This is a genomic window from Aquisalimonas lutea (genome assembly GCF_030409225.1).
GTDB classification, from domain to species: Bacteria; Pseudomonadota; Gammaproteobacteria; order Nitrococcales; family Aquisalimonadaceae; genus Aquisalimonas; species Aquisalimonas lutea.
Window position 1 is genome coordinate 2,088,521 of the sequence record NZ_JAUFPK010000001.1, and the last position, 25,181, is coordinate 2,113,701.

Annotated in this window: 25 protein-coding genes; 18 read left to right on the plus strand and 7 right to left on the minus strand. The window is 69.1% G+C overall.

The features are described from left to right. The first annotated feature begins 3 nt into the window (after positions 1–3). The 10 genes from QWY84_RS09795 (at position 4) to QWY84_RS09840 (ending at position 8,400) form a co-directional block, all read left to right on the plus strand. The gene (locus tag QWY84_RS09795; RefSeq protein ID WP_290202403.1) at positions 4–381 is read left to right on the plus strand and encodes an iron-sulfur cluster assembly scaffold protein; all 378 of its coding nucleotides are present in this window, start codon (positions 4–6) and stop codon (positions 379–381) included. A 16-nt stretch (positions 382–397) separates the two neighbouring features. Next, positions 398–721, plus strand: coding sequence for a HesB/IscA family protein (locus QWY84_RS09800; protein WP_290202404.1), 324 nt, complete (start codon positions 398–400; stop codon positions 719–721). Between the two features lie 187 nt (positions 722–908). Continuing rightward, positions 909–1,334: a nucleoside-diphosphate kinase gene (ndk, locus tag QWY84_RS09805; RefSeq protein ID WP_290202405.1), complete on the plus strand. Its 426-nt coding sequence runs from the start codon at positions 909–911 to the stop codon at positions 1,332–1,334. Positions 1,335–1,380: 46 nt separating this feature from the next. Continuing rightward, complete coding sequence (gene rlmN, locus QWY84_RS09810) at positions 1,381–2,466, plus strand: dual-specificity RNA methyltransferase RlmN (RefSeq protein WP_435372985.1); 1,086 nt, start codon at positions 1,381–1,383, stop codon at positions 2,464–2,466. After that, the gene (gene pilW, locus QWY84_RS09815; protein WP_290202407.1) at positions 2,463–3,206 is read left to right on the plus strand and encodes a type IV pilus biogenesis/stability protein PilW; all 744 of its coding nucleotides are present in this window, start codon (positions 2,463–2,465) and stop codon (positions 3,204–3,206) included. The genes rlmN and pilW overlap by 4 nt, the downstream gene beginning before the upstream one ends. After that, a complete protein-coding gene (locus tag QWY84_RS09820) occupies positions 3,199–4,449 on the plus strand; it encodes a RodZ domain-containing protein (RefSeq protein WP_290202408.1) in 1,251 nt (416 codons plus the stop codon). The genes pilW and QWY84_RS09820 overlap by 8 nt, the downstream gene beginning before the upstream one ends. Before the next feature lie 96 nt (positions 4,450–4,545). Then, positions 4,546–5,841 (plus strand): histidine--tRNA ligase, encoded by a 1,296-nt coding sequence (hisS, locus tag QWY84_RS09825; RefSeq protein WP_290202409.1) that lies wholly within the window; start codon positions 4,546–4,548, stop codon positions 5,839–5,841. After that, positions 5,838–6,470, plus strand: coding sequence for a YfgM family protein (locus QWY84_RS09830; protein WP_290202410.1), 633 nt, complete (start codon positions 5,838–5,840; stop codon positions 6,468–6,470). Before hisS ends, QWY84_RS09830 begins: the two co-directional genes overlap by 4 nt. Continuing rightward, positions 6,467–7,633, plus strand: a complete 1,167-nt coding sequence (bamB, locus tag QWY84_RS09835) for an outer membrane protein assembly factor BamB (protein WP_290202411.1) — start codon at positions 6,467–6,469, stop codon at positions 7,631–7,633. Before QWY84_RS09830 ends, bamB begins: the two co-directional genes overlap by 4 nt. A gap of 5 nt (positions 7,634–7,638) precedes the next feature. Continuing rightward, the gene (locus tag QWY84_RS09840; RefSeq protein WP_290202412.1) at positions 7,639–8,400 is read left to right on the plus strand and encodes an NRDE family protein; all 762 of its coding nucleotides are present in this window, start codon (positions 7,639–7,641) and stop codon (positions 8,398–8,400) included. A gap of 33 nt (positions 8,401–8,433) precedes the next feature. Here the strand turns inward: QWY84_RS09840 and QWY84_RS09845 are convergent, their stop codons facing one another. Further along, a complete protein-coding gene (locus tag QWY84_RS09845; RefSeq protein ID WP_290202413.1) occupies positions 8,434–9,237 on the minus strand; it encodes a pentapeptide repeat-containing protein in 804 nt (267 codons plus the stop codon). Positions 9,238–9,496: 259 nt separating this feature from the next. Here QWY84_RS09845 and adk point away from each other — a divergent pair, with 259 nt between their 5' ends. The 3 genes from adk (at position 9,497) to pdxH (ending at position 12,325) form a co-directional block, all read left to right on the plus strand. Then, positions 9,497–10,153, plus strand: a complete 657-nt coding sequence (gene adk, locus QWY84_RS09850; protein WP_290202414.1) for an adenylate kinase — start codon at positions 9,497–9,499, stop codon at positions 10,151–10,153. A 104-nt stretch (positions 10,154–10,257) separates the two neighbouring features. Next, the gene (locus QWY84_RS09855; protein ID WP_290202415.1) at positions 10,258–11,751 is read left to right on the plus strand and encodes an NfeD family protein; all 1,494 of its coding nucleotides are present in this window, start codon (positions 10,258–10,260) and stop codon (positions 11,749–11,751) included. After that, positions 11,735–12,325 carry a pyridoxamine 5'-phosphate oxidase gene (pdxH, locus tag QWY84_RS09860; protein WP_290202416.1) on the plus strand — a complete coding sequence of 197 codons (591 nt, stop codon included), beginning with the start codon at positions 11,735–11,737 and terminating at the stop codon, positions 12,323–12,325. Before QWY84_RS09855 ends, pdxH begins: the two co-directional genes overlap by 17 nt. A 69-nt stretch (positions 12,326–12,394) precedes the next feature. Here the strand turns inward: pdxH and QWY84_RS09865 are convergent, their stop codons facing one another. Further along, a complete protein-coding gene (locus QWY84_RS09865; protein ID WP_290202417.1) occupies positions 12,395–13,561 on the minus strand; it encodes an MFS transporter in 1,167 nt (388 codons plus the stop codon). Between the two features lie 18 nt (positions 13,562–13,579). Continuing rightward, complete coding sequence (locus QWY84_RS09870) at positions 13,580–14,815, minus strand: hypothetical protein (RefSeq protein WP_290202418.1); 1,236 nt, start codon at positions 14,813–14,815, stop codon at positions 13,580–13,582. Positions 14,816–15,115: 300 nt separating this feature from the next. On the opposite strand from QWY84_RS09870, the gene QWY84_RS09875 reads away from it, so the two are divergent. Next, positions 15,116–15,430 (plus strand): H-NS histone family protein, encoded by a 315-nt coding sequence (locus QWY84_RS09875; RefSeq protein WP_290202419.1) that lies wholly within the window; start codon positions 15,116–15,118, stop codon positions 15,428–15,430. An 84-nt stretch (positions 15,431–15,514) separates the two neighbouring features. Here QWY84_RS09875 and QWY84_RS09880 read toward each other — a convergent pair whose 3' ends face one another. Together QWY84_RS09880 and QWY84_RS09885 are read right to left on the minus strand one after the other, a co-directional pair. Next, a complete protein-coding gene (locus QWY84_RS09880) occupies positions 15,515–16,288 on the minus strand; it encodes an ABC transporter permease (RefSeq protein WP_290202420.1) in 774 nt (257 codons plus the stop codon). A 93-nt stretch (positions 16,289–16,381) separates the two neighbouring features. Continuing rightward, a complete protein-coding gene (locus QWY84_RS09885; protein ID WP_290202421.1) occupies positions 16,382–17,344 on the minus strand; it encodes an ABC transporter ATP-binding protein in 963 nt (320 codons plus the stop codon). Positions 17,345–17,927: 583 nt separating this feature from the next. Between QWY84_RS09885 and QWY84_RS09890 the strand changes: the two genes are divergently transcribed. Beyond that, on the plus strand, positions 17,928–18,536 hold the full coding sequence (locus tag QWY84_RS09890) for a hypothetical protein (RefSeq protein ID WP_435372976.1): 609 nt from the start codon (positions 17,928–17,930) through the stop codon (positions 18,534–18,536). Between the two features lie 145 nt (positions 18,537–18,681). Continuing rightward, positions 18,682–19,644, plus strand: a complete 963-nt coding sequence (locus QWY84_RS09895; RefSeq protein ID WP_290202422.1) for a glutathione S-transferase family protein — start codon at positions 18,682–18,684, stop codon at positions 19,642–19,644. 22 nt (positions 19,645–19,666) lie between these two features. Here QWY84_RS09895 and QWY84_RS09900 read toward each other — a convergent pair whose 3' ends face one another. Together QWY84_RS09900 and xseA are read right to left on the minus strand one after the other, a co-directional pair. Then, entirely contained in the window at positions 19,667–20,503 is an 837-nt protein-coding gene (locus QWY84_RS09900) for a peptidoglycan DD-metalloendopeptidase family protein (RefSeq protein ID WP_290202423.1), read from the minus strand. Then, on the minus strand, positions 20,500–21,879 hold the full coding sequence (gene xseA / locus QWY84_RS09905) for an exodeoxyribonuclease VII large subunit (protein ID WP_290202424.1): 1,380 nt from the start codon (positions 21,877–21,879) through the stop codon (positions 20,500–20,502). Before xseA ends, QWY84_RS09900 begins: the two co-directional genes overlap by 4 nt. Before the next feature lie 185 nt (positions 21,880–22,064). Here xseA and guaB point away from each other — a divergent pair, with 185 nt between their 5' ends. Together guaB and guaA are read left to right on the plus strand one after the other, a co-directional pair. Next, positions 22,065–23,528 (plus strand): IMP dehydrogenase, encoded by a 1,464-nt coding sequence (guaB, locus tag QWY84_RS09910; RefSeq protein ID WP_290202425.1) that lies wholly within the window; start codon positions 22,065–22,067, stop codon positions 23,526–23,528. A gap of 73 nt (positions 23,529–23,601) precedes the next feature. Continuing rightward, positions 23,602–25,179, plus strand: coding sequence for a glutamine-hydrolyzing GMP synthase (gene guaA, locus QWY84_RS09915; RefSeq protein ID WP_290202426.1), 1,578 nt, complete (start codon positions 23,602–23,604; stop codon positions 25,177–25,179). The last annotated feature ends 2 nt before the right edge of the window (positions 25,180–25,181 follow it).

Sequence of the window (25,181 nt, forward strand, 5' to 3'; positions counted from 1 at the left end):
ACCGTGGAACTGCAGGGCACGGCAAGGGAGCACTACCGCGCGCCGCGCAACGCCTCCGGGCTTCGGGGCGTCGGTGCATCGGTCGGCACGGGCACCGCCGGTGATGTACAATCCGGGATAGAAGTCGTGTTTCAGATCATCAGCGATGATCAGGGGCGTATCCGGCAGGCGTGCTGGGAATGCCTCGGCCCGCCGGCGGTGATTGCCGCGGCGAGCTGGCTGTCCGAGCAGCTGACCGGGGCGCCGGTCGATGACGCTCGCGGCTGGACGGCCCTGGCCATCAGTGAAACCCTGGAGTTGCCGGCGGAGTCGGTCTCCGGGGTGTTGCTGGTGGAGGATGCCTGCAAGGCGGCCCTGGCGGATCTGGAACGACACGGGTGATCGGAGGTAGCGGTCCATGACGATCCAGTTGACGGAAGCGGCGGCACGACATGTCAAGGCCAACGCCGAGCGGGAAGGGCGTGACCACAGCCTGCGTGTGGGGGTGCGCACCAGCGGGTGCTCCGGCTTCATGTACATCGTCGACTATGCGGACGAGGTCGGCGAGAGCGATCTCGTCTACGAGCAGCACGGCGTCCGCGTGGTGATCAGCCGCAAGAGCCTGCCGTTCCTGGAAGGCATGGAGGTGGACTTCGTGCGCGACGGGCTGAACCAGCGCTTCGACTTCCGCAACCCCAACGTCCGCGACATGTGCGGGTGCGGCGAGAGTTTCACGGTGTGACGCGGCCCCGGCGGGGAAGGTGGCGGCGGTGTGCGATGGGACGACCCGGCGGTACGGGTAAATTGCCGCTCCATGCTGCAGGCGTTAGACTAAGCGCCGTTTTTCGGCGGCAGCATGGCTGATGCAGAGACGCCGGCGGTCGCCGCACCATGACAGTCACACTTACCCAGATCCACGGAGTTGCCGGATGGCCGTTGAACGCACCCTGTCCATTGTCAAGCCCGATGCCGTTGCCAAGAACGTGATCGGCGAGCTCTATACCCGTTTCGAGAAGGCCGGCCTGCGCGTCGTCGCCGCGCGCATGATGCACCTCGGCCGCGAGCAGGCCGAAGGGTTCTACGCGGTGCACAAGGACCGCCCCTTTTTCAATGCCCTGGTGGAGTTCATGACGTCCGGGCCGATCATGGTGCAGGTGCTCGAGGGCGAGGACGCCATCCGCAAGAATCGCGAGATCATGGGCGCCACCAACCCCCAGGAAGCCCTGGCCGGGACCATTCGCCACGACTACGCGGAGAGCATCGACGCCAACGCCGCCCACGGCTCGGATTCCCCCGAGACAGCGGCGCAGGAAATCGAGTTCTTCTTCCAGGCCGATGAAATCTGTTCCCGTTAAGGTTGTCGCCGAGAACGCCCCGGCGGCGGGTGAGGCTCCGCAGAAGCTGAATCTGCTGGGCCTCGACCGCAAGGGGCTGGAAGGGTTTTTCGCCGAAATGGGCGAAAAGCCCTTCCGTGCGTCCCAGATTCTCAAGTGGGTCCACGGCCGGGGCGTGACCGATTTCGAAGCCATGACCGACCTCAGCAAGGCCCTGCGGGCCCGGCTGGCGGACGAGGCCGAGGTGCGCGTGCCCGAGGCGGTGATGGACCAGAACTCCGAGGACGGCACGCGCAAGTGGCTGCTGCGGCTGGACGGCTCCAACGCCATCGAGGCCGTGCTCATCCCCGAGAAGAACCGGGAGACCCTGTGCATCTCCTCCCAGGTCGGGTGCGCCCTGGAGTGCAGCTTCTGCTCCACCGGCTACCAGGGCTTCAACCGCAATCTGTCCACCGCGGAGATCATCGGCCAGCTGTGGTACGTCAACCGCATCCTCGAGCGCGAGGGCGAGGGGCGGCAGGTTACCAACGTGGTGTTCATGGGCATGGGCGAGCCCCTGCTCAACTTCAAGAACGTGGTGCCCGCCTCCGAGCTCATGAAGGACGACCACGCGTACGGGCTGTCCAAGCGCCGCGTGACCCTGAGTACTTCCGGTGTGATCCCCTATCTGGACCGGCTGACCGAGGTCAGCGACGTCAGCCTCGCGGTGTCGCTGCACGCGCCCAATGACGAGCTGCGCAACGAGCTGGTGCCGATCAATCGCAAGTACCCCATTGCCGAGCTGCTGGCCGCGTGCCGGCGCTACATCGCCGACAAGCCCCATCGCAGCATCACCTGGGAGTACGTGATGCTGGACGGTGTCAACGACACGGACGCACATGCACGGGAGCTGGTGGACCTGCTCGGGGACATCCCCTCCAAGGTCAACCTGATCCCGTTCAATCCGTTCCCGGAGGCGCCGTACCGGCGTTCCAGCGATGCCCGGATCCGCGCCTTCGCCCGCATTCTCAGCGATGCCGGGCTGGTGGCCACCACCCGCAAGACCCGCGGCGACGATATCGACGGGGCCTGCGGGCAGCTGGTGGGCAAGGTGGCCGACCGAACGCGCCGCCAGGAGAAGCGGGCACGACGCGAGCAGGTGACCGGGGCATGACTCCCAGGCTTTTGCTGACACTGGTGATGGCCGCCGCCGTGCTCACCGGTTGCGCGACCGGGGGCGAGCGCCAGGAAGCGGCGCGGATCAACACCCAGCTCGGCATCAACTATCTGCAGCAGGACAACCTGAACCAGGCCAGCCAGGCGCTGAACAAGGCGCTGGAGCAGGACAGCCGCAATGCCGAGGCCCACGCCGCCATGGCGGTCCTGTCCGAGCGCCTGGACGACCACGACAAGGCGGACCGCCACTTCCGCCGGGCGCTGCGCCTGGGCGACGAGCAGCCGTCCGTGCACAACAACTACGGGCGTTTCCTGTGCAACCAGGAGCGCTACGAGGAGGCGGACGAGCAGTTCCGCAAGGCCATCAACGATCCGCTCTACGAGCGCAAGCACCTGGCGCTGTCCAACGCCGGCCTGTGTGCGCTGCGTGCGGGTCGTACGGACAAGGCCGACGAGTACCTGCGCCGCGCGGTGGAGCAGCGGCCGAACTTCGCGCCGGCCCTGCGCCGGCTTGCGCAGCTGCGCTACGAGCAGGGCGAGTACACCTCGGCGCGCGGTTACTACCAGCGCTTCGCCGACAACGGCAGACAGAACGCCGCGAGCCTGCTCCTGGGGGTGCGTATTGCCCGGGCACTGGGCAACCAGGACGAGGCGGCCAGCTATGCGCTGAGACTGCGCTCCCAGTATCCCGACTCCGAACAGAACCGGACCCTGCAGCGGCTGGACCGCGATGACTGAAGACGCTCCCGAGGAGGCAACCCAGCGTCCTTCCGGCCCCGGCCTCGGGGCCGCGTTGCATGCAGCGCGCGTGGACAAGGGCATGAGCCCGCGCGATGCCGCGGAGGCGCTGCATCTGTCGGAGTCGACCATTACCGCGATGGAGGCGGAGGACTGGGACGCCCTGCCGCCCGCCCCCTTCACCACCGGCTACGTGCGTACATACGCGCGCCTGGTGGAAGTCGACCCGGCCATCATCGATCAGCATCTCGGGGCTCTCCAGAGTACCCGCGAGAAGGATCCGCCCCTGCGGGTATCCGGGCCGGTGCAGACCGCCCCCCAGATGCCGCGCCTCCTTGCCCGCACCGGCATCGCCGTGGTCGTTGTGGCGCTCGTCGCCGGGGCCGGCTGGTGGCTGGCCGATCGCGCGCTGCCGTCGTCCGTGGCCGGGCTGTCCTTCTGGTCGTCCGAGGAGACCGGGGAGTCCCGGGACATCACCGCCGACGAGGCCGCCCCGGCGGAGCCCGAAGGCGGTGACACCGGGCCGGCGCCCGGGGAGATCGCCGATGGGCCGGGTGACGACGATCAGCCCGGGGATGAGCGTCGCGAGGCGGGCGGTGAGCGGGATACCGGTGATGTTGCCGGCGAGCCCGCCGAAGCGGCCACCGGCACCGTGGAACAAGCACCGGCGCCGGACCAGGAAGAGGGCGATCCGGCCCGGTCCGACGACCTGGCGCTGGAAGGCGGGCCGGGGGACGACGGCGCAGCGGACGAATCCGAACCCGATTCCGAGGCCGGTGCCGGTGAGGGCCTGACGGCGCCGGGCGGTGGGACGCTCGACGCCCCCGCGGACGGCCTGGCGAGCCCGGACGACCTGACACCGGAGAGCCTGGAAACCGGTCCGGATGCGCCGGATGTCGGGAGTCCGGCCGAAGAGCTGGAGGAGGCCGGCTCCGCTGCCGGGGAGTCCATGGCCTCGGCGGCGGAAGAGACCGGCGAATCAGGGTCCGAACCGCCGCCGGCGGAGCCGCAGGAGCTGGAGCTCGATTTCTCGGGCCCGTCCTGGGTGGAGATCACGGATGCCCGGGGCGAGCGGCTCCTGTACGGCCTCATCCGGGAGGAAGGACGGCAGACCCTGGAAGGGGAGGCGCCGTTCTCGGTGGTCATCGGTGATGTCACCCAGGTGGACGTCTTCTTCGACGGCAGCGAAGTGGATCTGGGCAGCGAGGATCCCGGCCGGGTCGTCCGGGTCGAGGTGCCCTGAACCCGGCGCTCCGCATCGTCGGGCAGCCGTGTCCGGATGCCGGCGCCTTTCCGCGAATCGAGGTCGCCCGCGTACAGGCCGGGCAAGGGAGGTTGATTGGCCAATTCCATTCAGTCCGTGCGCGGCTTTGGCGACGTCCTGCCGGTGGACACACCCGTATGGCAGTTCGTGGAGGATCGCCTGCGCGCCACGCTGGAGCGCTACGGCTACGAGGAGATCCGCCTGCCGCTGCTGGAGAAGACGGAGCTGTTCTCGCGCTCCATCGGCGAAGTGACGGATATCGTCGAAAAGGAGATGTACACCTTCGAGGACCGCAACGGCGAGAGCCTGAGCCTGCGGCCCGAGGGCACGGCCGGCTGCGTCCGCGCCGGTATCCAGCACGGCCTGCTGCACAACCGCCAGCCCCGGCTGTGGTACGCCGGCAGCATGTTCCGCCACGAGCGTCCGCAGAAGGGCCGCTACCGCCAGTTCAACCAGGTGGGCGTGGAAGTGTTCGGCCTCCCCGGGCCGGATATCGATGCCGAGGTCATCCTGCTGGCCGCGCGCATGCTGCGCGACATCGGCCTGGAGGATATCCGCCTGGAGCTCAATACCCTGGGAACGCCGGAAGCGCGTGCAGCGTACCGCGAGGCCCTGGTGGCCTACCTACGGGGCTACGAGGATCGCCTGGACGACGACAGCCGCCGGCGGCTCGCCACCAACCCTCTGCGCATTCTCGACACCAAGGATCCGGATACCCGCGCCCTGCTGGCCGATGCTCCGGCGCTGGCGGACTGGATCGATGACGACAGCCGCGCCCATTTCCGGGAGCTCTGCGCCATGCTGGACCGGGCCGGCGTTTCCTATACCGTCAACCCGCAGCTGGTCCGGGGTCTGGACTACTATGGCCGTACCGTCTTCGAGTGGGTGACCGACCGGCTCGGCGCCCAGGGGACCGTCTGCGCCGGCGGTCGCTACGACGGTCTGGTGGAGCAGATCGGCGGGCGCCCGACGCCGGCCATCGGTTTCGCCCTGGGCATCGAGCGGCTGGTGGCGCTGCTCCAGGATGCCGGCGCGGCGCCGGCGGCGCCGGCCCCCGATGTCTACCTCGTGGTGGCGGGGGAGGCCGCCGGCCGCGAGGCCCTGATCATCGCCGAGGAACTTCGGGACGCCCTGCCGGGTCTGCGTGTGATGACCCACTGCGGCGGCGGCGGCTTCAAGAGCCAGTTCCGCCGGGCGGACCGGGCGGGGGCCCGCTTCGCGGTGATCCTCGGCGAGGAGGAGGCGGCACGCGGCGAGGTGGGCCTGAAGGATCTGCGCTCGGGCGGCGAGCAGCGAACGCTGCCGCGGGCCGAGCTGGTGACGACACTGCAGGAGCTGGATATGGGAACGGCCCCGGGGACCACGATATGAGTGACGAGGAACAACTCGAGAAGCTGCAGAACTGGTGGCGCGAGAATGGGCGCGCGGTCATCGCCGGCGTGATCATCGCGGTCGGCGGCGTGGTGGGCTGGCAGCAGTGGGGCGCCTACCAGGAACGCCAGGCCGAGGCGGCCGCCTCCGCCTACATGCAGTTCATGGAGGCCCGGGACACGGACACGGATGCGGAAACCGTGGCGCGCCGCGGCGAGCGCGTGATGGAGAATCACGCCGACTCCGCCTATGCCGCCATGGCCGGCCTGCAGCTGGCGGACTACCACATCAGCCAGGATGATCCCGATGCGGCGGCGGAGACGCTTGCCTGGGTTACCGAGAACGCCGCCGACAAGGCGTTCCGCGACCTTGCCCGGCTGCGCCGCGCCCAGGTGCTCTATGGCCAGGACCGTCTGGACGAAGCCCTGGCGGTTCTCGAGGATGCCGATCAGGGTCCCTACGAGGGCCGGTACCACGAGCTCCGCGGCGATATCTACGCGGCTCGCGGAGAGGCCGAGCAGGCACGCAGTGCCTACGAGGCGGCGCTTGGCGCCGACGGCGTGCCGCAGATGCGCAGGACGCTCATCGAGCGCAAGCTCCGTGAGGTCGGCGGGGAGGTGCCGGCGTGAGGTGGCTGGTCGTTGTCGCGGTGGCGCTGGTCCTGGCCGGGTGCGGCTCGACGCCGGAGGCGCCCCAGCCCGCTGACGAGCTGCGCGATACGACGCCCGAGGTCTCCGTGAGCAGGTCCTGGCAACGCCACGTCAGCTACGGCCAGGCGACGGCCGGGGACGCCCTGCCGCCGGTGCTGGTCGACGGCCGTATCCTGGTGGCGGATCACCGCGGCTGGATCCGTGCCCACGCCCCGGACGACGGGCGCCGTGAGTGGCGCATGCGCGTCGAGGAGGGCGTCGTCAGCGGCGGCCCGGGGATCCACGGCGACCTGGTGGTTGTCGGTACGCGCTCGGGGCGCGTGATCGCGATGGAGGCCCCGGACGGCGAGCAGCGCTGGCAGGCCCGGGTCAGCAGCGAGGTCCTGGCGGTGCCGTCCGTGGGCGACAACCGGGTCGTGGTGCGCAGCGCCGACGGCCGTGTCTACGGATTCGACGCGGATACGGGCGCCCAGCGCTGGGTGCACGACACCAGCGTGCCGTCGCTGACCCTGCGCGGGACCGGCGATCCGGTGCGCGGCGGCGGCCGCGTGCTGGTCGGCTTCGACAACGGCGTGCTCAAGGCACTGGACGTGACCACCGGTGAGGCGGCCTGGGAGGTAACCCTGTCCGATCCCCGGGGCAGCGCCGACCTGGATCGCATGCGGGACGTGGACGCTACCCCCGTGGTTCGCGACGGTGTCGTGTACGCCGTCGCCTACCGTGGTGTGCTCGCTGCGGTGGACCTGCGGAGCGGCGAGACGGCCTGGGACCGGGAGCTGTCATCCCATGCCGGCCTCGCCGTCGATGACGAGCGGGTCTACGTGGCCGGCGAGCGCGGCCGCATATGGGCCGTGGATCGACGCACGGGCGCGGCCATCTGGCGCCAGAACGATACCGAGGGCCTGGAGGCCTCACCGCCGGCGGTCCACGGGGACTTCGTGGTCTTCGGCGACGATCGCGGGCGCCTGACGGTGCTCTCCCGGAAGGACGGCCGGATCCTCGGCCGCGTCGCCGTGCGCGACGACACCCCTATCAGCGAGGCGCCGGTCAGTGACGGCGAGGCCGTCTACGTGCTCACCGACGACGGCCACCTGACACGCTACCGGCTCCGGGCGCTGGACTCGGGGTCCGACGCGGAGTAGCCGCCATGTGCCTGGTCGTGCTGGCCCTGGATGCCCACCCGGCGTACCCGGTCATCCTGGTGGGCAACCGGGACGAGTTCCACGCCCGCCCCGCGGATGCCATGCACTGGTGGCCGTCGCCCCGGGTGCTGGCCGGCCGCGACCGGTCCGCCGGCGGGACATGGCTGGGGGTGACCCCGGCGGGGCGGGCGGCCACGGTGACCAACTACCGGGATCCGGAGCTGCACCGCACGGATGCCCTGTCCCGCGGTGCGCTGGTGCTGGACGCCCTTGCCGCGGCGGACATGGAAGGGTTCGGTCGCGACATCGAGGCCGGTGGTGCGAGGTACAACGGCTTCAACCTGCTCTGGGGGGATCGCCGTGCCTGGTACTACTACTCCAACCGGCACGGCCCGGCCGAGCGACTCGCCCCCGGCCTCCACGGCCTGAGCAACGGGCTGCTGGACACGCCCTGGCCCAAGCTGGTGCGGGTGCGGCGGGCCGTGGAGGGGATTCTGTCCGCCTCCGGGCCGTTGACCACGGACGCCCTGCTGGCGCCGTTCATGGACCGCCGCCCGGCCGCCGACGAGGACCTCCCGGATACCGGCGTGCCCCGGGACTGGGAGCGCCTGCTCTCCAGCCCCTTCATCGTCAGCCCCGAGTACGGTACCCGCGCGTCCACGGCCGTGCTGCTGGGCGTGGACGGGGCCGTGGAGGTCCGCGAGCAGACCTTCGACGCCGCCGGCGGCCGGGTGACCGACCAGACCTTCCGGTGGACGGCCCCCTAGCGTGCTGTAACCCGCGGATTGCAGGCCATTAGGTCATTCGCAGGTGCCGATACTGCCCCGCCGGCAGTAGCTGCCGTCGATCCAGGTGCTGCCGCCCAGCTCGGCGTCGTCGAAGATGGTGCCCTGGGTAGCCGCGTTCTCCAGTGTTGCTTCCTTGAGATTGGCGCCGGTGAAATCGGCATCGGCAAGCGCGGCACCTTCGAGGTTGGCCTCCTGCAGGTCGGCGTTGCGGAAGTCCGCGTTCTCGAGGTTGGCGTGCGCGAGGTTCACGCCGGTCAGGTCGGCGCCGCGGAAACGCGCCCCCACCAGGTTGGCGCGGCCGAACCGGGCTTTCGGCGCCACCGCATCCGTGAAATCGGCGCCCTGGAGCTCGGCGTTGTAGAAGCTGCTCCCCGAGAGATCGGTTGCCTGGAACAGGGCAGCCGTGAGGTCCGCGGAGTCCAGGCGCGCGTCGCTCAGATCGGCCCCGGAGAAGTTCGCCTCCGGCAGCGTCGCCGATACGAACCGGGCGCCGTGGAGGTTGGCGTCGTCCATGCGCGCCCGGGGCATCCGCGAGGCGCCGAAATCCGCTCCGCGCAGGCGCCCGCGGGTCAGGGTCACGCCTTCCAGCGTTGCATCCGTGACCACCGCGTTCTCCATGATCGCGCCCTCCAGGTTCGCGCCGGAGAGGTCGATGCGCTGGAGCAGGGCGCGCCGCAGGTCGGCATCACTGAGCTCGGCGTTGCGCTTGTCGCAGCCGGCCCAGTTGACGCCCGCGCCGGGGTCCGCGTTGCAGTCGGCATGGGCCGGTGATACGCTCACTGCCGACAAAACCAGCAGGCCCAGGGCCGTGATCACGGCCCGGTTCCGGGCAGCCACTGCGCGCAGCGCCCACCGCCACAGAAACCATTCGGGCGGGCAAACCGCCCGGCATACCGATCGGACAGGCACGCTGCGGGCCCGGTTCGTAGTGCTCGCGGCCACTGCAGGGCGTCGGTGAGCCATCGTGTTCGGGTGCCTCCGTCGGGTGATGCCGTCGTCGAGTGCGAGCCTGGATGCATGGATCGGCGCCGGGAAGAATTCTTTTCTAAAATTGGAGTGAGGAGGCACTTGATTCATGCGCATCATTCTATTGGGCCCGCCGGGCGCGGGCAAAGGAACCCAGGCCGGCTTCATCTGCGAGCATTTCGGCATCCCGCAGATCTCCACGGGCGACATGCTGCGCGCCGCGGTGAAAGAGGGTACGCCGCTGGGCAAGGAAGCGGAGAAGATCATGAGCTCCGGCGGCCTGGTCTCCGACGATATCATCCTTGGCGTCGTCAAGGAGCGCATCGCCAAGCCCGATTGCGCCAACGGCTTCCTGTTCGACGGCTTCCCGCGCACCATCGGCCAGGCCGAGGCCGTCCGTGAGGAAGCGATTCCGCTGGACTTCGTGGTGGAGATCCGCGTCGACGACGAGGAGATCGTCCAGCGCATGGCGGGGCGCCGGGTCCACCCGGGCTCGGGTCGCGTGTATCACGTGGACCACAATCCGCCCCGGGTGCCGGGCAAGGATGACGACACCGGCGAGGACCTGGTGCAGCGTGAGGATGACCGGGAAGAGACCGTGCGCAAGCGCCTCGACGTCTACCACGAGCAGACCCGGCCGCTGGTGGAGTACTACCGCAAGCTCGCCGACAGCGGCGAGCCGGACGCGCCGCGGTACGTGGCCGTGGACGGCCTCGGCGAGGTCGACGAGGTCCGCGACCGCATCATTTCCGCCCTGACCGGGTAGTCCCGGCCGGGGCCCTGCCGCACTGCGCCGCGTGCGTGGTGTCATCGGGGCACCTGCGGTATGTTGGGTTACACACCCTGGCTGCCGCAGGTGCGCCCGTATCCATGAAGCGACTTCTTGCACTGGTGTTGATCACGTTCCTCGCGGTGACCGCGGGGCGCGCCCAGGATGAGCCGGGCGGCTACATCCTGGAGGTGGAGGGCGTGATCGGCCCCGCGACGGTGGACTACGTGACCCGCGGCATGGATCGTGCCGCCGAGCGCGGGGCGCGCATCGTCGTGCTGCGCATGAATACCCCCGGCGGGCTGGACAGCTCCATGCGGGAGATCATCCAGGCCATCATCGAGTCGCCCGTGCCCGTGGCCACGTACGTCTCCCCGAGCGGCTCACGGGCGACGAGCGCCGGCACCTACATCGTCTACGCCTCCCACGTCGCCGCCATGGCGCCGGGGACCACCATCGGCGCGGCCACGCCCGTGCGGATGGGGGGCGGCATGCCGGGCACGGATGATCCGGGGGACACCGGGGACGAGAGCGCCGGCGAACAGGACGGCAACGGCGGCAACGAAGATGAAGGCGACGGCGGCGGGGGCGGCGGCAGCGGTGACGCCGGCGGCGACAGTGCCGGCAGCGGCGATGAGGCCGGGGGCGGCGACGACGTGCCGCAACCGTCGTCGGCCATGGAACGCAAGATGATCAACGACGCCGTGTCCTACATCCGCTCGCTGGCGGAGATGCGGGGCCGCAATGCGGACTGGGCGGAAGAGGCGGTCCGGCGTGCCGCCAGCATCACCTCCCGGGAGGCGCAGGAGCGCAACGTCATCGATTTCATTGCGGCGGACGAGGACGAGCTGCTCAGCCGCAGCGACGGCCGCGAGGTGGAGACCGGTGCCGGCAGCATCACCCTGCGGACGGAAGGGCTGTCGCTGGAGGTGATGGAGCCCGACTGGCGCACTGAGCTCCTGGCCATCATCACCAATCCCAACGTCGCCTACATCCTGATGCTGGTGGGCATCTACGGCATCATCTTCGAGCTGGCCAACCCGGGGGCCGTGGTGCCCGGCGTGATCGGCAGCATCTGCCTCCTTATGGCGCTGTTCGCGTTCCAGGCGCTGCCCATCAACTACGCAGGCCTGGCGCTGATGCTGCTGGGCGCGGCGTTCATGGTGGGCGAGGCGTTCATGCCCAGCTTCGGGATCCTGGGCATCGGCGGCGTGATCGCCTTCGTCCTGGGGTCGCTGCTGCTGGTGGACACCGGGGTCGAGGCCTACGAGCTGTCCCTGGAGGTGGTGCTCGGCGTGTCCGTGATCAGCTTCTTCGTGATCTTCGGCATCGCTACCATGGCCCTGCGGGCGCACCGCCGGCGCATTGCCTCCGGGGCCGAGCAGATGACCCAGGAGCCGGCCGTCGCGGCGATGGACTTCCGCGACAGCCAGGGCAAGGTACGCATCCTGGGCGAGCTCTGGAACGCCGTGCAGGAGGGCGGCGGCGAGATCCGCCGGGGAGACCGGGTGGATGTGCTCTCGGTGGAAGGCCTGAAGGTTCGCGTGACAGCCCGTGCGGGGGACGAGAGGAGCGATGATGAATCTGCGCAATGAAGCCATCCAGCGTTTCCGCGACTGGTTCGACCAGGCGCGTGACTGCGAGTCCATCGCCGACGCCACCGCCATGACCCTGTCGACGGTCAGCCCGCACGGGCAGCCGGCCGCGCGTACGGTGCTTCTCAAGCAGGTCGATGAGCGCGGGTTCGTCTTCTATACCAATCGCCGCAGCCGCAAGGGCCAGCATCTGGCAGCGAACCCGCGGGCGGCGCTGTGCTTCTACTGGCCGCCGCTGGGGCTGCAGGTCCTGGTGGAAGGAACGGTGACCGATGTCGGCGACGAGGAGGCGGACGCCTATTTTGCCTCGCGTCCCCGGCTGAGCCAGATCGGCGCCTGGGCCTCGGAGCAGTCGCGGCCGCTGGAGAGCCCGGAGGTGCTGGCGGAACGCGTGGCCGAGCTGGAGCGCGAGTACGAGGGCGTCACGGTACCGCGGCCGCCGCATTGGTCCGGCTACCGGGTGGACCCGCAGTTCATGGAGTTCTGGTCCGCCGGCGACGGCCGGCTCCACCGGCGCGAGCGCTACGAGGCGGACGCCGGCGGCGCCTGGAGCCACTGCTTCGTCAATCCCTAGGGTGCGGTTGGCACGCGCCTTGATCGCCGTGCTGCCCGATGTCGCGCCAAGCAGGGCGCGAGTGGGTTGCTAGAGCCCCTCGAGCCAGCCCAGGCGGCGCAGCGCCGGAAGGCTGATGGCGATGAGGGCCGCGGTCAGTAGCAGCGTGGGCAGCAATCCCGCGAGCGCCGTGATGCCCGCGCCGGCGACCGGGCCGATGAGCAGACCGATGGCGAAGGCCAGGTTGAAGATGGCATAGGCGACCGCGTAGGACTGGCCGTCATGCTGGTCCACGCGGGCGGCCAGTCCGGGCAGGGCCGGCCCCATGGCCACGGCGCAGGCCAGGCCCGTGCCGGCGAACAGCGGGGCCGTCCACCATGCCCCGGGCGCGAGCGCGAACAGGGGCAGCAGTATCACCAGGGGCAGCGCCCCGCGGCGGATGGTGGCAACAGTGCCCCAGCGATCCGCGCTGTAGCCGGCCAGCGGCGAGCCGAGACCGAAGGCAACGGCGATCAGGCCGAACAGAATACCGATGGTGCCGGCGCTGGCGTCGAAGCGTGCCTCCAGGTACAGCGGCAGCGTCGGCTCCAGCAGGCCCATGACGGCGGCGACGGCGGCCACCACCGCCGCCAGGCCGAGAATGCCCGGATCCGTGACCAGCTGCGCGACAGGCGCATCCGGGGCCGTATCGCCGGGATGAACCCGGACCAGCACCGCGGCGGCGGCCACCGTGATCGCGAGGGCCGCCAGGGCCGGGAGGACGAAGGCGGCGGTGACGCCGAGCCAGTCGCTCATGAACCCGCCCAGGGGCGGTCCGGCCATCAGCCCCACGGAGAAACCGGTCATGACCAGTCCCATGAGGCGGCCGCGCTCGCGGGCCGGCCACTGGTCGGCGATGACCGCCAGGCCCGCGGTCCAGGTGGCCCCCGAGGTGGCGCCCTGGAGCGTGCGCGCCAGGACCATCACGCCGAAGGTGTCCGCCACCAGGAACAGCACCATGACCAGGGCCAGGCCGCCAATGCCCCCGATCAGGGGCAGCCGATAGCCCCAGCGCCGGATCCCCAGGCCGATGGCCGGCGTGGCGACGCACAGGCCCGCGGCATAGCTGCCCAGGAGAACGCCCGCGCCCGTCTGGCCGAAGCCCAGCTCCGTCCCCAGGCGGGGCAGCATGGGGACGACCAGGCTGTAGACCAGGGTGTCCAGGCACACGCCGGCAACGATGACGGCGAGCAGGGCCTGCCGGATCGTGCGTGCCATGCCGGGGGCTCCGGCGGGTCAGTGGCCGGCGCCCACGGCCTCCGGCCAAGGAACCAGCTGGGCGGCATCGGGCCCGTGGAGAATGTCGCCGGGCTGGATGAGCTCCAGCTCGAGGCCTTGCTCGGCCGCAGCCTCCTGCCAGTGCCCGCGGATCCGCGGGATGGCCTCGGGGGTCAGCGGGTACTGGTTGGCGTAGTACAGGACCTGGTCGGTCCCCGACCGCGCCACCACCGTGTAGGCCACCGGACCCAGGCCGGGCCGGCTGTGCTCGGTGAGGCTGATGCCGGCCAGCTGCTCCCACGAGCCGGCGTCGACCACCACCTCGTTGACCTCTTCGGTGTCCGCCGGCATGGCGTGCATGCGCGCGGCCGCCAGGGCCTGGTGGATGTCCTCGCCGGCGAGCTCGTCGCTGTCCTCGACGATGGCCACGGACAGGCCATGGGCTGCCAGCCCCGCGCTGTACTGGCGCTGCAACTGGTGAAAACGGGCGTAGTCCGCCGCCGGGTCCTGGCTGTTCGGGCAGTGACGCCGCCACTGGCTGAAGGTGAGGAACCGGGTGAAGGCCTCGGTGCCCTCCACCAGGAACAGGTTGCCCTCCGGCAATTGCGCCCGCGCCGGCGGCCGGTCGGTGAACAGCGCCGCTTCCAGCAGCTCCCACAACGGGCCGAAGCCGGCGTTGTCCAGCTGGACCTTCATCAGGGCACAGAGGTCGTTGAAGGTGGCGAAAGACAGGTTCAGCGCCGTAATGCCGAAGCTGTCCTGGACAAGCTGTCCCGTGCGCAACGATGCCCGCCCCTTCTCCAGGAGGTCCTTCTCCAGCCGCGTGCTCAGCCGGTCCATGGCCTCCGGTTCGCCCAGGAGCAGGAACGGAATGGCCAGCAACGGTCCCGAGCCCGGTCGGCATTGCGGGGCGATCGCGGGAATGGGGAACTCCTCTCCCCGGGTGCCGATGGCCATGACCTGGGGCTGGAAGCGTGTATCCGGGAGGCTGCGCCGGTACAGCTCGGACAGGATGTCCACCATGGGCAGCCCCGGGCGCAGGATCTCCGTGAGGTCGTAGAGCCCGCCCAGGACGACGAAGCCGTACTCGTTCAGCGGGCCCAGGATGCGCTGGAGGTCTTCCGCGAGCGCCCAGCACAGGCGATCGGCCTCCTCCCAGGCGAGAGGGCCGGGAGGCGGCTCACCCTGTGCCGCGGATTCCAGGTCCAGCTCCACGGTCAGTACGGCGGGAACGGATGAAACCTGGTTTTCCATGGGCGGCCTCCGTTATTCGTTGCGCGGGCGGGCACTATACCAGACAAGGATGGGGGCCGAGTTCGCTGCGACCTGCCTTGCAGGAACGCTGCTTCGGCGCGCAGAAGCATGCGCGAATTGCTCAGTGTTTCTCCAAACGGTTCGTTCAGGAAAACATCGGGGAATTTGTTGCATTTGAAGAAATCGAAACTTTCAATTATTGTCTTTGTCCACGCGCGGCGAGGCTGTCTTTTCCGGAAGGATCGGGCTGCTGCCGATGCGATACCTCAATCAACCACCTAGTGTGTAAAAGGAGCAACAATGGACTTGACCAAATACAGTACCCCGGATCTGAATCAGCTGAAAAAGGATATCGACAAGGAACTCAAGAAGCGCCGTCGGCAGGATGTCAAGGAAGCGCAGAAAGAGCTGAAACAGGTGGCCGAGAAGTACGGTCTTTCCGTTTCCGATCTGGTACCCGCCGGTGCCGCCAAGCCCAGCAGCGGTTCCGGAACCGTCCGTTTCCGTCATCCGGAGGACCCGAACAAGGGCTGGTCCGGCCGTGGACGCAAGCCCGCCTGGGTCAAGGAATGGGAAGCCAAAGGGCGCTCCCTGGACGAGCTCCGGGTAGGCTGAGCCCGCCCGCGTTGCGGCTCAAGGGAAACACTGAGCGCGCTGGTCAGTGTTTCCCGGAACACGGTGCGCACCAAGGGCTGCCGGCTATCCCCGCAGCCCGACGCCGCGGTGCAGGAGCACCAGGCTGAGCGTTCCCAGCAGGATAATGAACACGCCGATAATCCCGTAGGCAATCCAGATGTCGATATCCGACGTGCCGAGAAATCCGTAGCGGAAAGCGTTGACCATATAGAGAACCGGGTTGGCCATGGAGACGGCCCGCCAGAAATCCGGCAGCAGGGAAATGGAGTAGAACACCCCGCCCAGGTAGGTCAGCGGCGTGAGAACGAACGTCGGGATGATCGCGATGTCGTCGAACTTGCGCGCGAAGATGGCGTTGACGAATCCGGCCAGCGAAAAGAGCACCGAGGTCAGGAAGACCACCGAAATGAGAACCCCTACGCTGTAGATCTTCAGATCGGTAAAGAACGCCGCAACGATGGTAACAATGAGGCCGGTCAGAAGCCCCCGGCCGACCCCGCCGGAAACGTAGCCGGCAAGAATGACGAGACTCGGCGTCGGGGAGACCATGAGCTCTTCGATATGGCGCTGAAACTTGGCCCCGAAGAACGACGACACCACGTTGCCGTAGGAATTGGTGATCACGGCGATCATGATGACGCCGGGCACGATGAAGTCCATGTAGGTATAGCCTTCCATGGGTCCGATGCGCGGCCCGATCAGATTGCCGAAGATGACGAAGTACAGCGACATGGTGATCGCCGGCGGCAGGAGGGTTTGCGCCCAGATCCGCAGGAAGCGGTGCACCTCTTTGTGGGCAATGGTCTGAAGGGCGACCAGTGATTGTCTCCAGTACATGCTTGCTACGAACCTTTCAGGGAATGGTGTCAGGTTTCGGCGCCGCTGCGCGGCTTGCCGACAGGGCGCGCGGGCGCAGTTCGGGACGGATGGTCAGGCGGTTTCCCGCGGCGGTTCATCCGTGCGGTCGCGGCCGTCGCCGGAGCCGTTGTCCTCGACCAGCCGCAGGAACAGCTCCTCCAGGCGATTGGCCTTGTTGCGCATGCTGACCACGGTGATGCCGTGCTCGGCGAGCACCCGGAACAGATCGGTGAGCGACTGGTGGTCGTGGATCTCGACCTCGAGCCGTCCACCGTCGAGCTGCTCGATGCTGTAGTCGGGGATGCCGGGAGCCCGCTCGAGATCGCCGGTGGTGTCGAGAATGAAGGCATGGCTGCTGAGCCGGTTGAGCAGTGCCTGCGTGCCGGTGTTCTCGATGATCTGGCCCTCGTCGATAATGGCGATCTGGCGGCACAGCGTCTCCGCTTCCTCCAGGTAGTGCGTGGTCAGGATGATGGTGGTGCCGCGGGCGTTGATCTCCCGCAGGAACTGCCACATGGAGCGTCGCAGCTCGATGTCCACGCCGGCCGTCGGCTCGTCCAGGATCAGCAGGGGCGGCTCGTGGACGAGGGCGCGGGCGATCATCAGGCGCCGCTTCATGCCCCCGGAGAGCGTCCGCGCGGCATCCCGGCGCTTATCCCAGAGGCCGAGCTGACGCAGGTAGCGCTCGGTGCGCTGGCGTGCCCGGCGGCGCGGGATGCCGTAGTAGCCGGCCTGGTTGAGCACGATCTGCTCGACGGTCTCGAAGCCGTTGAAATTGAACTCCTGGGGTACCAGGCCGAGCCGGGTCTTGGCCTCCCAGGGCTGGGCGTGCAGGTCGTATCCGAATACCTGGACCCGGCCGGAGGAGCGCTCGACCAGGGAGCTGATGATGCCGATCATGGTGGACTTGCCGGCGCCGTTGGGGCCGAGCAGGCCGAAGAAGTCGCCTTCGGGGACGTCCAGGCTGACGTCCCGCAGGGCGGTCACGCCGCCCTTGTAGGTCTTGGTGACGTTCTGCAGAGACAATGCGGTCATGGCGCGCGTTTCCTGCTTGGGCTGCCGGTCGGCGGGCGGATGCCCCGGTGGCTGGACGCGGCGGTGACTGAAGAGGCTGAACGTGGGGCTCGTCCCGGTGCAGCCGGGCCGCGGGAGCATACGCCCGGTTGCGGTCCGGCGGCAAGTCTCCGGCGTTTAGGAAACGCTGAACCGTTCGCCCCGCTCGGCCCCGCAGGGCGCGCCGCAGCGGCGCTCCGGACGGCGTTGGCGTTCTTGTAAAGGGCGGCGGCCATTCACGGCGAACGCTGCCTTGCCAGAGCACCGCTGCGGCGCGCAGCGGCACGCGGGACTGGTTCAGCGTTTCCTTTACCGAGTCCGGTGAGAAAATTGATCGATTCCGCGGAACCTGTGCCGCATCTGCTCGTCAGAGCCCATGAGGCCGCTAGCCGGAGGCTGGTCAGATTGACAGGTTTCGGAAAAGGGCTGCTAGGCTAGTGCCTTGGTTCACGAACGCTGGCCTGATGGCCCGGCGCCGATTGCGGCGCAGCCTGTGGACCGGGCACTGACTGATAGAGCGCGACAATGGCCCGTATTGAGGCCGTGTACAGGAGAAGAGCCGATTATGCGATTTCAGATGACTGGTAAGGGAGCACTGCGGGTGCTGGTGGCCGCTTTTGCACTGGCGTTCGCCGGGAGCGTGGCTGCGCAGTCGAGTCAGGGCCAGGGTCAGGGCCAAGGCCAAGGGCAGGATAGCAACCCCCAGATGCGGCTGCAGCAGATCCAGCAGCGCCTGGCGGAGGCCCAGCAGAAGGCGCTGGACGAGAACCCCGGGCTTCAGTCCCAGCGTGAAGAGCTGGAAGAGCTCGTGATCCAGAAGATGGAAGAAGAGGGTTACGACCCGAACGCCAACATGGAAACCCTGGAGAACGCCCAGAGCCAGATCCAGAACGAGGATCTCTCCAACGAGGAGCGGCAGCAGATGCTGCAGGACGCGCGGCAGGCGCAGCAGCAGCTGCAGGAAGCCCAGCAGGCCGCCATGCAGGACGAGGAAGTGGTCGAGGCCCAGGAGGCGTTCCAGAATGACCTCATGGAGGCCATGCGGGAGCAGGATCCCGAGACCGACCAGCTGATCGAGGAATTCCGCAGCATCCAGCAGGAAATGCGGGGCCGCATGGGCCAGGGACAGGGTGGTGCCCCGGGCCAGGGCGGCGGCGGCGCGCAGCAGCAGTAACTCCTGCCTGACAGGCAAACGCCGTCAAGGCCCGGGTGGACATCGTCCCCCGGGCCTTTTTCATGCATGACGGGTTGCTTGATAAAAGTACGATTTCGGACTATCCTGAACCAGCAGATTCGCCGCAAACCCGGGAGGCAGTGACGTGGGTGGTCGTCTGATCGACGGAGTATGGTACGCGCAAGGCTATGAGCCGGACAGCGAGGGGCGGTTCGTCCGCCAGGAGTCCGCGTTCCGGGACTGGACCGTGGACGCCGAGGGTGCGCGCTTCCGGCCCGAGGCCGGGCGCTATCACCTGCACGTCTCCTATGCCTGTCCGTGGGCGCACCGCACGCTGATCATGCGCCGTCTGCGCGGGCTCGAGGAGGCGCTGCCGGTGTCGGTGGTGCACCCGCTGATGCTGGACGACGGCTGGGAGTTCCGCGACTACCCGGGCAGCACGCCGGACGGCGTCCATGGCAGTCGCTACCTGCGCGAGGTCTACCTGGCCGCCGAGCCCCGTTTCACCGGGCGCGTGACCGTTCCGGCGCTGTGGGACACCAGGGAAGGCACCATCGTCAACAACGAATCCCGGGAACTGCTGCGCATGCTCGACCGCGACTGGCGCCCGCTGGGTGCCGACGCCACCGACTATGCGCCGCCGGAGCTCGCCTCCGTGGTGGACGAGGTGATCGACGCCATCTACGAGCCGGTGAACAACGGCGTCTACAAGTGCGGCTTCGCGCAGTCCCAGGATGCCTACGAGGAGGCTGCGGACGCCCTGTATGCGGCGCTGGACCACTGGGACGACGTCCTCGGCGAGCAGCGCTTCCTGTGCGGCTCAAGGCTTACCGAGGCGGATGTCTGCCTGTTCACCACGCTGATCCGGTTCGATCCGGTCTACTCGGTGCACTTCAAGTGTTCCCAGCGGCGTATCGCGGACTATCCCAACCTGCTGAACTACCTGCGGGATCTCTACCAGCGCCCGGCATTCCGCGAGACCACCAACATGGACCACATCCGGCAGCACTACTACCGCAGCCACGCGTTCATCAACCCCACGGGGATCGTGGCCCGCCGGCCGGACGTGGACCTGGACGCGCCCCACGGCCGCGAACGCTTCGGCTGAGCGCGCTCCTGCGGCGCGCCGGTCAGTCGTCGTCGGCGTCGTTGTAGGTGGCATCCTCGCCGGCGACGAACAGCAGCGGGTCCACGGCCTGGCTGTTGAGGTAGACGGTCCAGTGCAGATGGGGGCCGGTGACGCGGCCGGTGGCTCCCACCGTGCCGAGCGTGTCCCCGGGAGCCACCGTGTCGCCGGTCGCCACCCGGATGTCCTGCAGGTGGCAGTACATGGTCACCAGGCCGCTGCCGTGGTCCACGAACACGGTGCGGCCGTTGAAGAAGTAGTCCCCCGTCTCGATCACCTCGCCGGCGGCCGGGGCCCGGACGGGCGTGCCGGCCTCGGCGGCGATGTCGAGCCCGCTGTGCGGGTTGCGCGGCTGGTCGTTGAAGAACCGCCGCAGCCCGAACGGACTGGTGAACGTGCCTTCCAGCGGCAGCCGGAACGCCAGATCGTCCGGCGTGCGCGCGCTGCGGGTGTCGCGGGCGGCGTGGATGCGGCGGTGGTCGCTGCGGATGCGCTCCAGGGTCTCCTCGCCGGGGCTGACGTATTCGTCGTTTTCCAGGGTGATGCGCTGCTCGGCGTACGTGCGGTCCCGGATGGTAAAGCCGTGGCGCTCGCCGTCGACGGTCACCGCTGCTTCGCCCGGCTCGGCGTCGAGGCCGATGCCGACGATGGCGTGCCATTGCCCGTGCGCCTGTACCACCAGCACCGGTTCGTCCTGGTAGAGGGCTTGCGGCCGCGGCTGCCCGGCGTCGCCCAGCTCGATGACGGCGACACCGCCCGGCGCCGGGCGATGCTCTGGGAGGCTGCCGTGGGCGGCGGCAGCCGCGGCCAGCAGTGCAACAGCAAGCAGGAAGCGTTTCATGGCCAGTCATCCTCGGTGCGGGTGGATTCGACACGCAGCTCGGCACGGCCCCGGGCCAGCCGCGCCGTGACCGCGTCGCCGGCCTGCAGTGTTGCCGCGCTCCGGATCAGGGAGCCGTCGTCGCTGCGCTGAACGATGGCGTAGCCGCGCCGCACGGTGGCCAGCGGGCTCACCGTCTCCAGGGTGCGGGTCACGGCGGCCAGGCGCTCGCGCCGCTGCTGCAGTCCCCGGCGCTGCGCCGCCTCCAGGCGGCGGCGCAGCTCCCGGGTGCGCTCCCGGCCCTGCTGCAGGGTGCGCCGCGGCGTCGCCGCCTGCAAGCGGCGGCGCAGCTGCTCCAGGGTGGCTCGCCGGAATCGCTGCTGGGTCTGCCAGGCCTGGCGCAGGCGGGTGTCGAGCTCGTCCAGACGCTGGGCGTGGTCGCGCAGCCGGCGGCCCGGGTGCTGGGAGTGCAGGCGCCGCAGCAGCCCGTCCAGGCGCTGGCGGTCCGTGCGCAGCCGGCGCTGCTGTACGAAGGCCAGCCGCTCGGCCCACGCCCGGAACTGACGCAGCCAGCGATCACCGTCGGGGCTGAGCATCTCCGCGGCCGCCGAGGGGGTCGGCGCGCGATGATCCGCCACCAGGTCGGCGATGGTGACATCCACCTCGTGGCCCACGGCGCTGACCACGGGCAGGGGGCTGGCGGCGATGGCCCGGGCCAGGGCCTCGTCGTTGAACGGCCAGAGGTCTTCCAGGGAGCCGCCGCCGCGGGTGATCAGCAGGACGTCGGCCTCGTCCCGCTGGATCGCGGTGGCCAGCATGCGCTGGATCTCCGCCGCCGCCTCCCGCCCCTGCACCGGAACGGGGTAGATGATCACCGCGATGGCCGGGAAGCGGCGCGCGAGCACCTGCAGGACGTCGCGGATGGCGGCGCCGCTTGGGGAGGTGATTACGCCGATGCGGCGGGGCAGGGCCGGCAGGGCGCGCTTGCGCTCCGGCGCGAACAGCCCCTCGGCCTCCAGCTTCCGGCGGAGCTCCTCGAACTGCCGGCGCAGGGCGCCGGAGCCGGCCTCCTCCATGCTCTCGACGATGAGCTGGTACTCGCCCCGGGGCTCGTACAGCCCGATGCGTCCCCGCACCAGCACCTGCTGGCCGTTGTCCGGGCGGAACCGCACCAGCTGGTTGCGGGTGCGGAACATGGCGCAGCGCACCTGCGCGTGCTCGTCCTTGAGGCTGAAGTACAGGTGCCCGGACGCCGGGCGCGCCAGATTGGAGATCTCGCCCTCCACCCAGACCGCGGGGAGTCCGCTTTCCAGCAGCTCGCGGACCTCCCGGTTCAGCCGCGATACCGTGAGGACGGGGCGCTCGGTGGAATCGCCTGTGCGTGGTGTGGTGGTCATGGCTCGTGTCGATTGCGATCCGGCAAGCCATGGTAAAGCAAACCATCGGTCCGGGGCAGGCCGGTACACGGCACGGGCGGGCGACAGCGGGCCGGAAGGCAGACGTGCTTTACGGTGTTGCACCGCGCTTTCTATAATACCCGGCTATCCTGCTGCGTTGTTTCTCCGAGTCAAGGTGCCCGCCCATGCGAATTGCCCAGGAAGCCCTTACCTTCGATGACGTGCTTCTGCTGCCTTCCTACTCCGACGTCCTGCCGCGGGAGGCGGATCTGTCCTCGCCCCTGACCCGGGGCATCCGCGTGAACATCCCCATCGTCTCCGCCGCCATGGACACCGTCACCGAGGCCGGCCTGGCCATCACCCTGGCGGAGCAGGGCGGGCTCGGCGTCGTGCACAAGAACATGACCGCCGAGCAACAGGCCGAGCACGTGCGGCGGGTCAAGAAGTTCGAGAGCGGCGTGATCAAGGAGCCGATCACCGTGCGCCCGGAGATGTCCATCGGCGAGGTGCTGGAGCTCACCCGCCGGCACACCATCTCCGGCGTGCCGGTGGTCGACGCCGGGGACCGGCTCACCGGCATCGTGACCAGCCGCGACCTGCGCTTCGAGACCCGCACGGACGCCGCGGTGAGCGAGATCATGACCGGCCGCGACCGGCTCGTCACGGTGCGCGAGGGCGCCTCCCGGGAGGAGATCCTGGAGCTCATGCATACCTACCGCATCGAGAAGGTGCTGGTGGTGGACGATGATTTCCGGCTCCGCGGCCTGATCACGGTGAAGGACATCCAGAAGGCCCAGGACTACCCCAACGCCTGCAAGGACGAGCACGGTCGCCTGCGGGTGGGGGCCGCCGTGGGCACTGGCGGCGACACCGAGGAGCGCATCGAGGCCCTGGTGCGCGCCGGGGTGGACGTGCTCGTGGTGGATACCGCCCACGGCCACTCCAGCGGCGTGCTGGAGCGGGTCCGCTGGCTCAAGCACCACTACCCGGACGTGCAGGTCATCGGCGGCAACATCGCCACCGGTGACGCCGCGCTCGCCCTGGCCGAGGCCGGCGCCGACGCGGTGAAGGTGGGCATCGGCCCGGGCTCCATCTGTACCACGCGGATCGTGGCCGGGGTCGGCGTGCCGCAGATCTCGGCGGTGGCCAACGTCGCCGAGGCCCTGGCGGGCTCCGACGTGCCGCTGATCGCCGACGGCGGCGTGCGCTTCTCCGGCGACCTGTCCAAGGCCATCGCCGCCGGAGCCCACGCGGTCATGGTGGGCAGCCTGTTCGCCGGTACCGAGGAGGCACCGGGGGAAGTGGAGCTCTACCAGGGGCGTTCCTACAAGGCCTATCGCGGCATGGGCTCCCTGGGCGCCATGGCCCAGGGCTCCAGCGATCGCTATTTCCAGGATCCGGCGGAAGAGGTGGAGAAGCTCGTCCCCGAGGGCATCGAGGGCCGCGTGCCGTACAAGGGCAGCCTGATCGCCATCGTCCACCAGCTCCTGGGCGGGCTGCGGGCGAGCATGGGCTACACCGGCTGCCACGACATCGACGCCATGCGCACCCGCCCGCAGTTCGTCCGCATTACCAACGCCGGGGTGCGCGAGTCCCACGTCCACGACGTGACCATTACCAAGGAAGCACCCAACTACCGGACGGACTGACCCCGTACCGGACCGTGGCGCCGCCGTTCCGGCGGCGTTTCCGTTTACCGACCCATCACTGTTGGAAGCCGTCATGGCCGAGGATATTCACGCCGAGCGCATTCTCATCCTGGATTTCGGATCGCAGTACACCCAGCTCATCGCCCGCCGGGTCCGCGAGGTCGGCGTGTACTGCGAGATTCACCCCTGCGACCGGGACGAGGCGACCATCCGCGCCTTCGCCCCGCAGGGCGTGATCCTCTCCGGCGGCCCCGAGTCCGTGACCTTCCGGGAGACCCCGCGCATTCCCGCCGCCGTGTTCGAGCTGGGCGTGCCGATCCTGGGCATCTGCTACGGCATGCAGGCCATGGCCGCGCAGCTCGGCGGCGCCGTGGAGCCCTCGTCGCACAAGGAGTTCGGCTTCGCCCGGGTGCGTGCCCGCGGCCACTCGCGTCTGCTGCGCGATATCGAGGACCACACCACGCCGGAGGGTTACGGCACCCTGGACGTGTGGATGAGCCACGGCGACCGGGTCACCGAGCCCCCGGAGGGCTTCAGGTGCATCGCCAGCAACGACGCGGCGCCGGTGGCCGGCATCGGCGACGACGAGCGCGGCTGGTACGGCGTACAGTTCCACCCCGAGGTTACCCACACCGTCCAGGGCAAGCGCATCCTCGAGCGCTTCGTGCGCGAGATCTGCGGCTGCAGCGGCAGCTGGACCCCGGGCAACATCATCGACGACAGCATCCGCCGCATCCGCGAGCAGGTCGGCGGCGACAAGGTGCTGCTGGGGCTGTCCGGCGGCGTGGATTCGTCGGTGGTCGCCGCCCTGCTGCACCGGGCCATCGGCGACCAGCTCACCTGCGTGTTCGTGGACAACGGCCTGCTGCGCCAGGGCGAGGGGGACCACGTCATGGCGACATTCGCCCGCCACATGGGCGTGAACGTCATCCGCGTGGACGCCGAGCAGCGCTTCCTCAAGGCCCTTGCCGGCGTCTCCGACCCGGAGCAGAAGCGCAAGATCATCGGCAACCTGTTCATCGACGTCTTCGACGACGAGGCGGAGAAGCTCCAGGACGTCCACTGGCTGGCCCAGGGGACCATCTACCCGGACGTGATCGAGTCCGCGGGGTCCGCCACGGGCAAGGCCCAGGTGATCAAGTCCCACCACAACGTCGGCGGCCTTCCGGACCGCATGAACCTCAAGCTGGTCGAGCCCCTGCGGGAGCTGTTCAAGGACGAGGTGCGCCGCATCGGCGTGGAGCTGGGGTTGCCCTACGACATGGTGTACCGCCACCCGTTCCCGGGGCCCGGGCTGGGCGTGCGGGTGCTGGGCGAGGTGCGCAAGGCCTACACCGACGCCCTGCGCAAGGCGGACGCCATCTTCATCGAGGAGCTGTGGAACCACGACCTCTACAACGGCGTCAGCCAGGCCTTCGCCGTCTACATGCCGGTGAAGTCCGTGGGCGTGACCGGCGACGGCCGCCGCTACGAGCACGTCATCGCCCTGCGCGCGGTGGAGACCATCGATTTCATGACCGCCCGCTGGGCACACCTGCCCTACGAGTTCCTCGACCATGTCAGCCGGCGCATCATCAACGAGATCGAGGGGATTTCCCGGGTGGTCTACGACATCTCCGGCAAGCCCCCGGCGACCATCGAGTGGGAATGAGC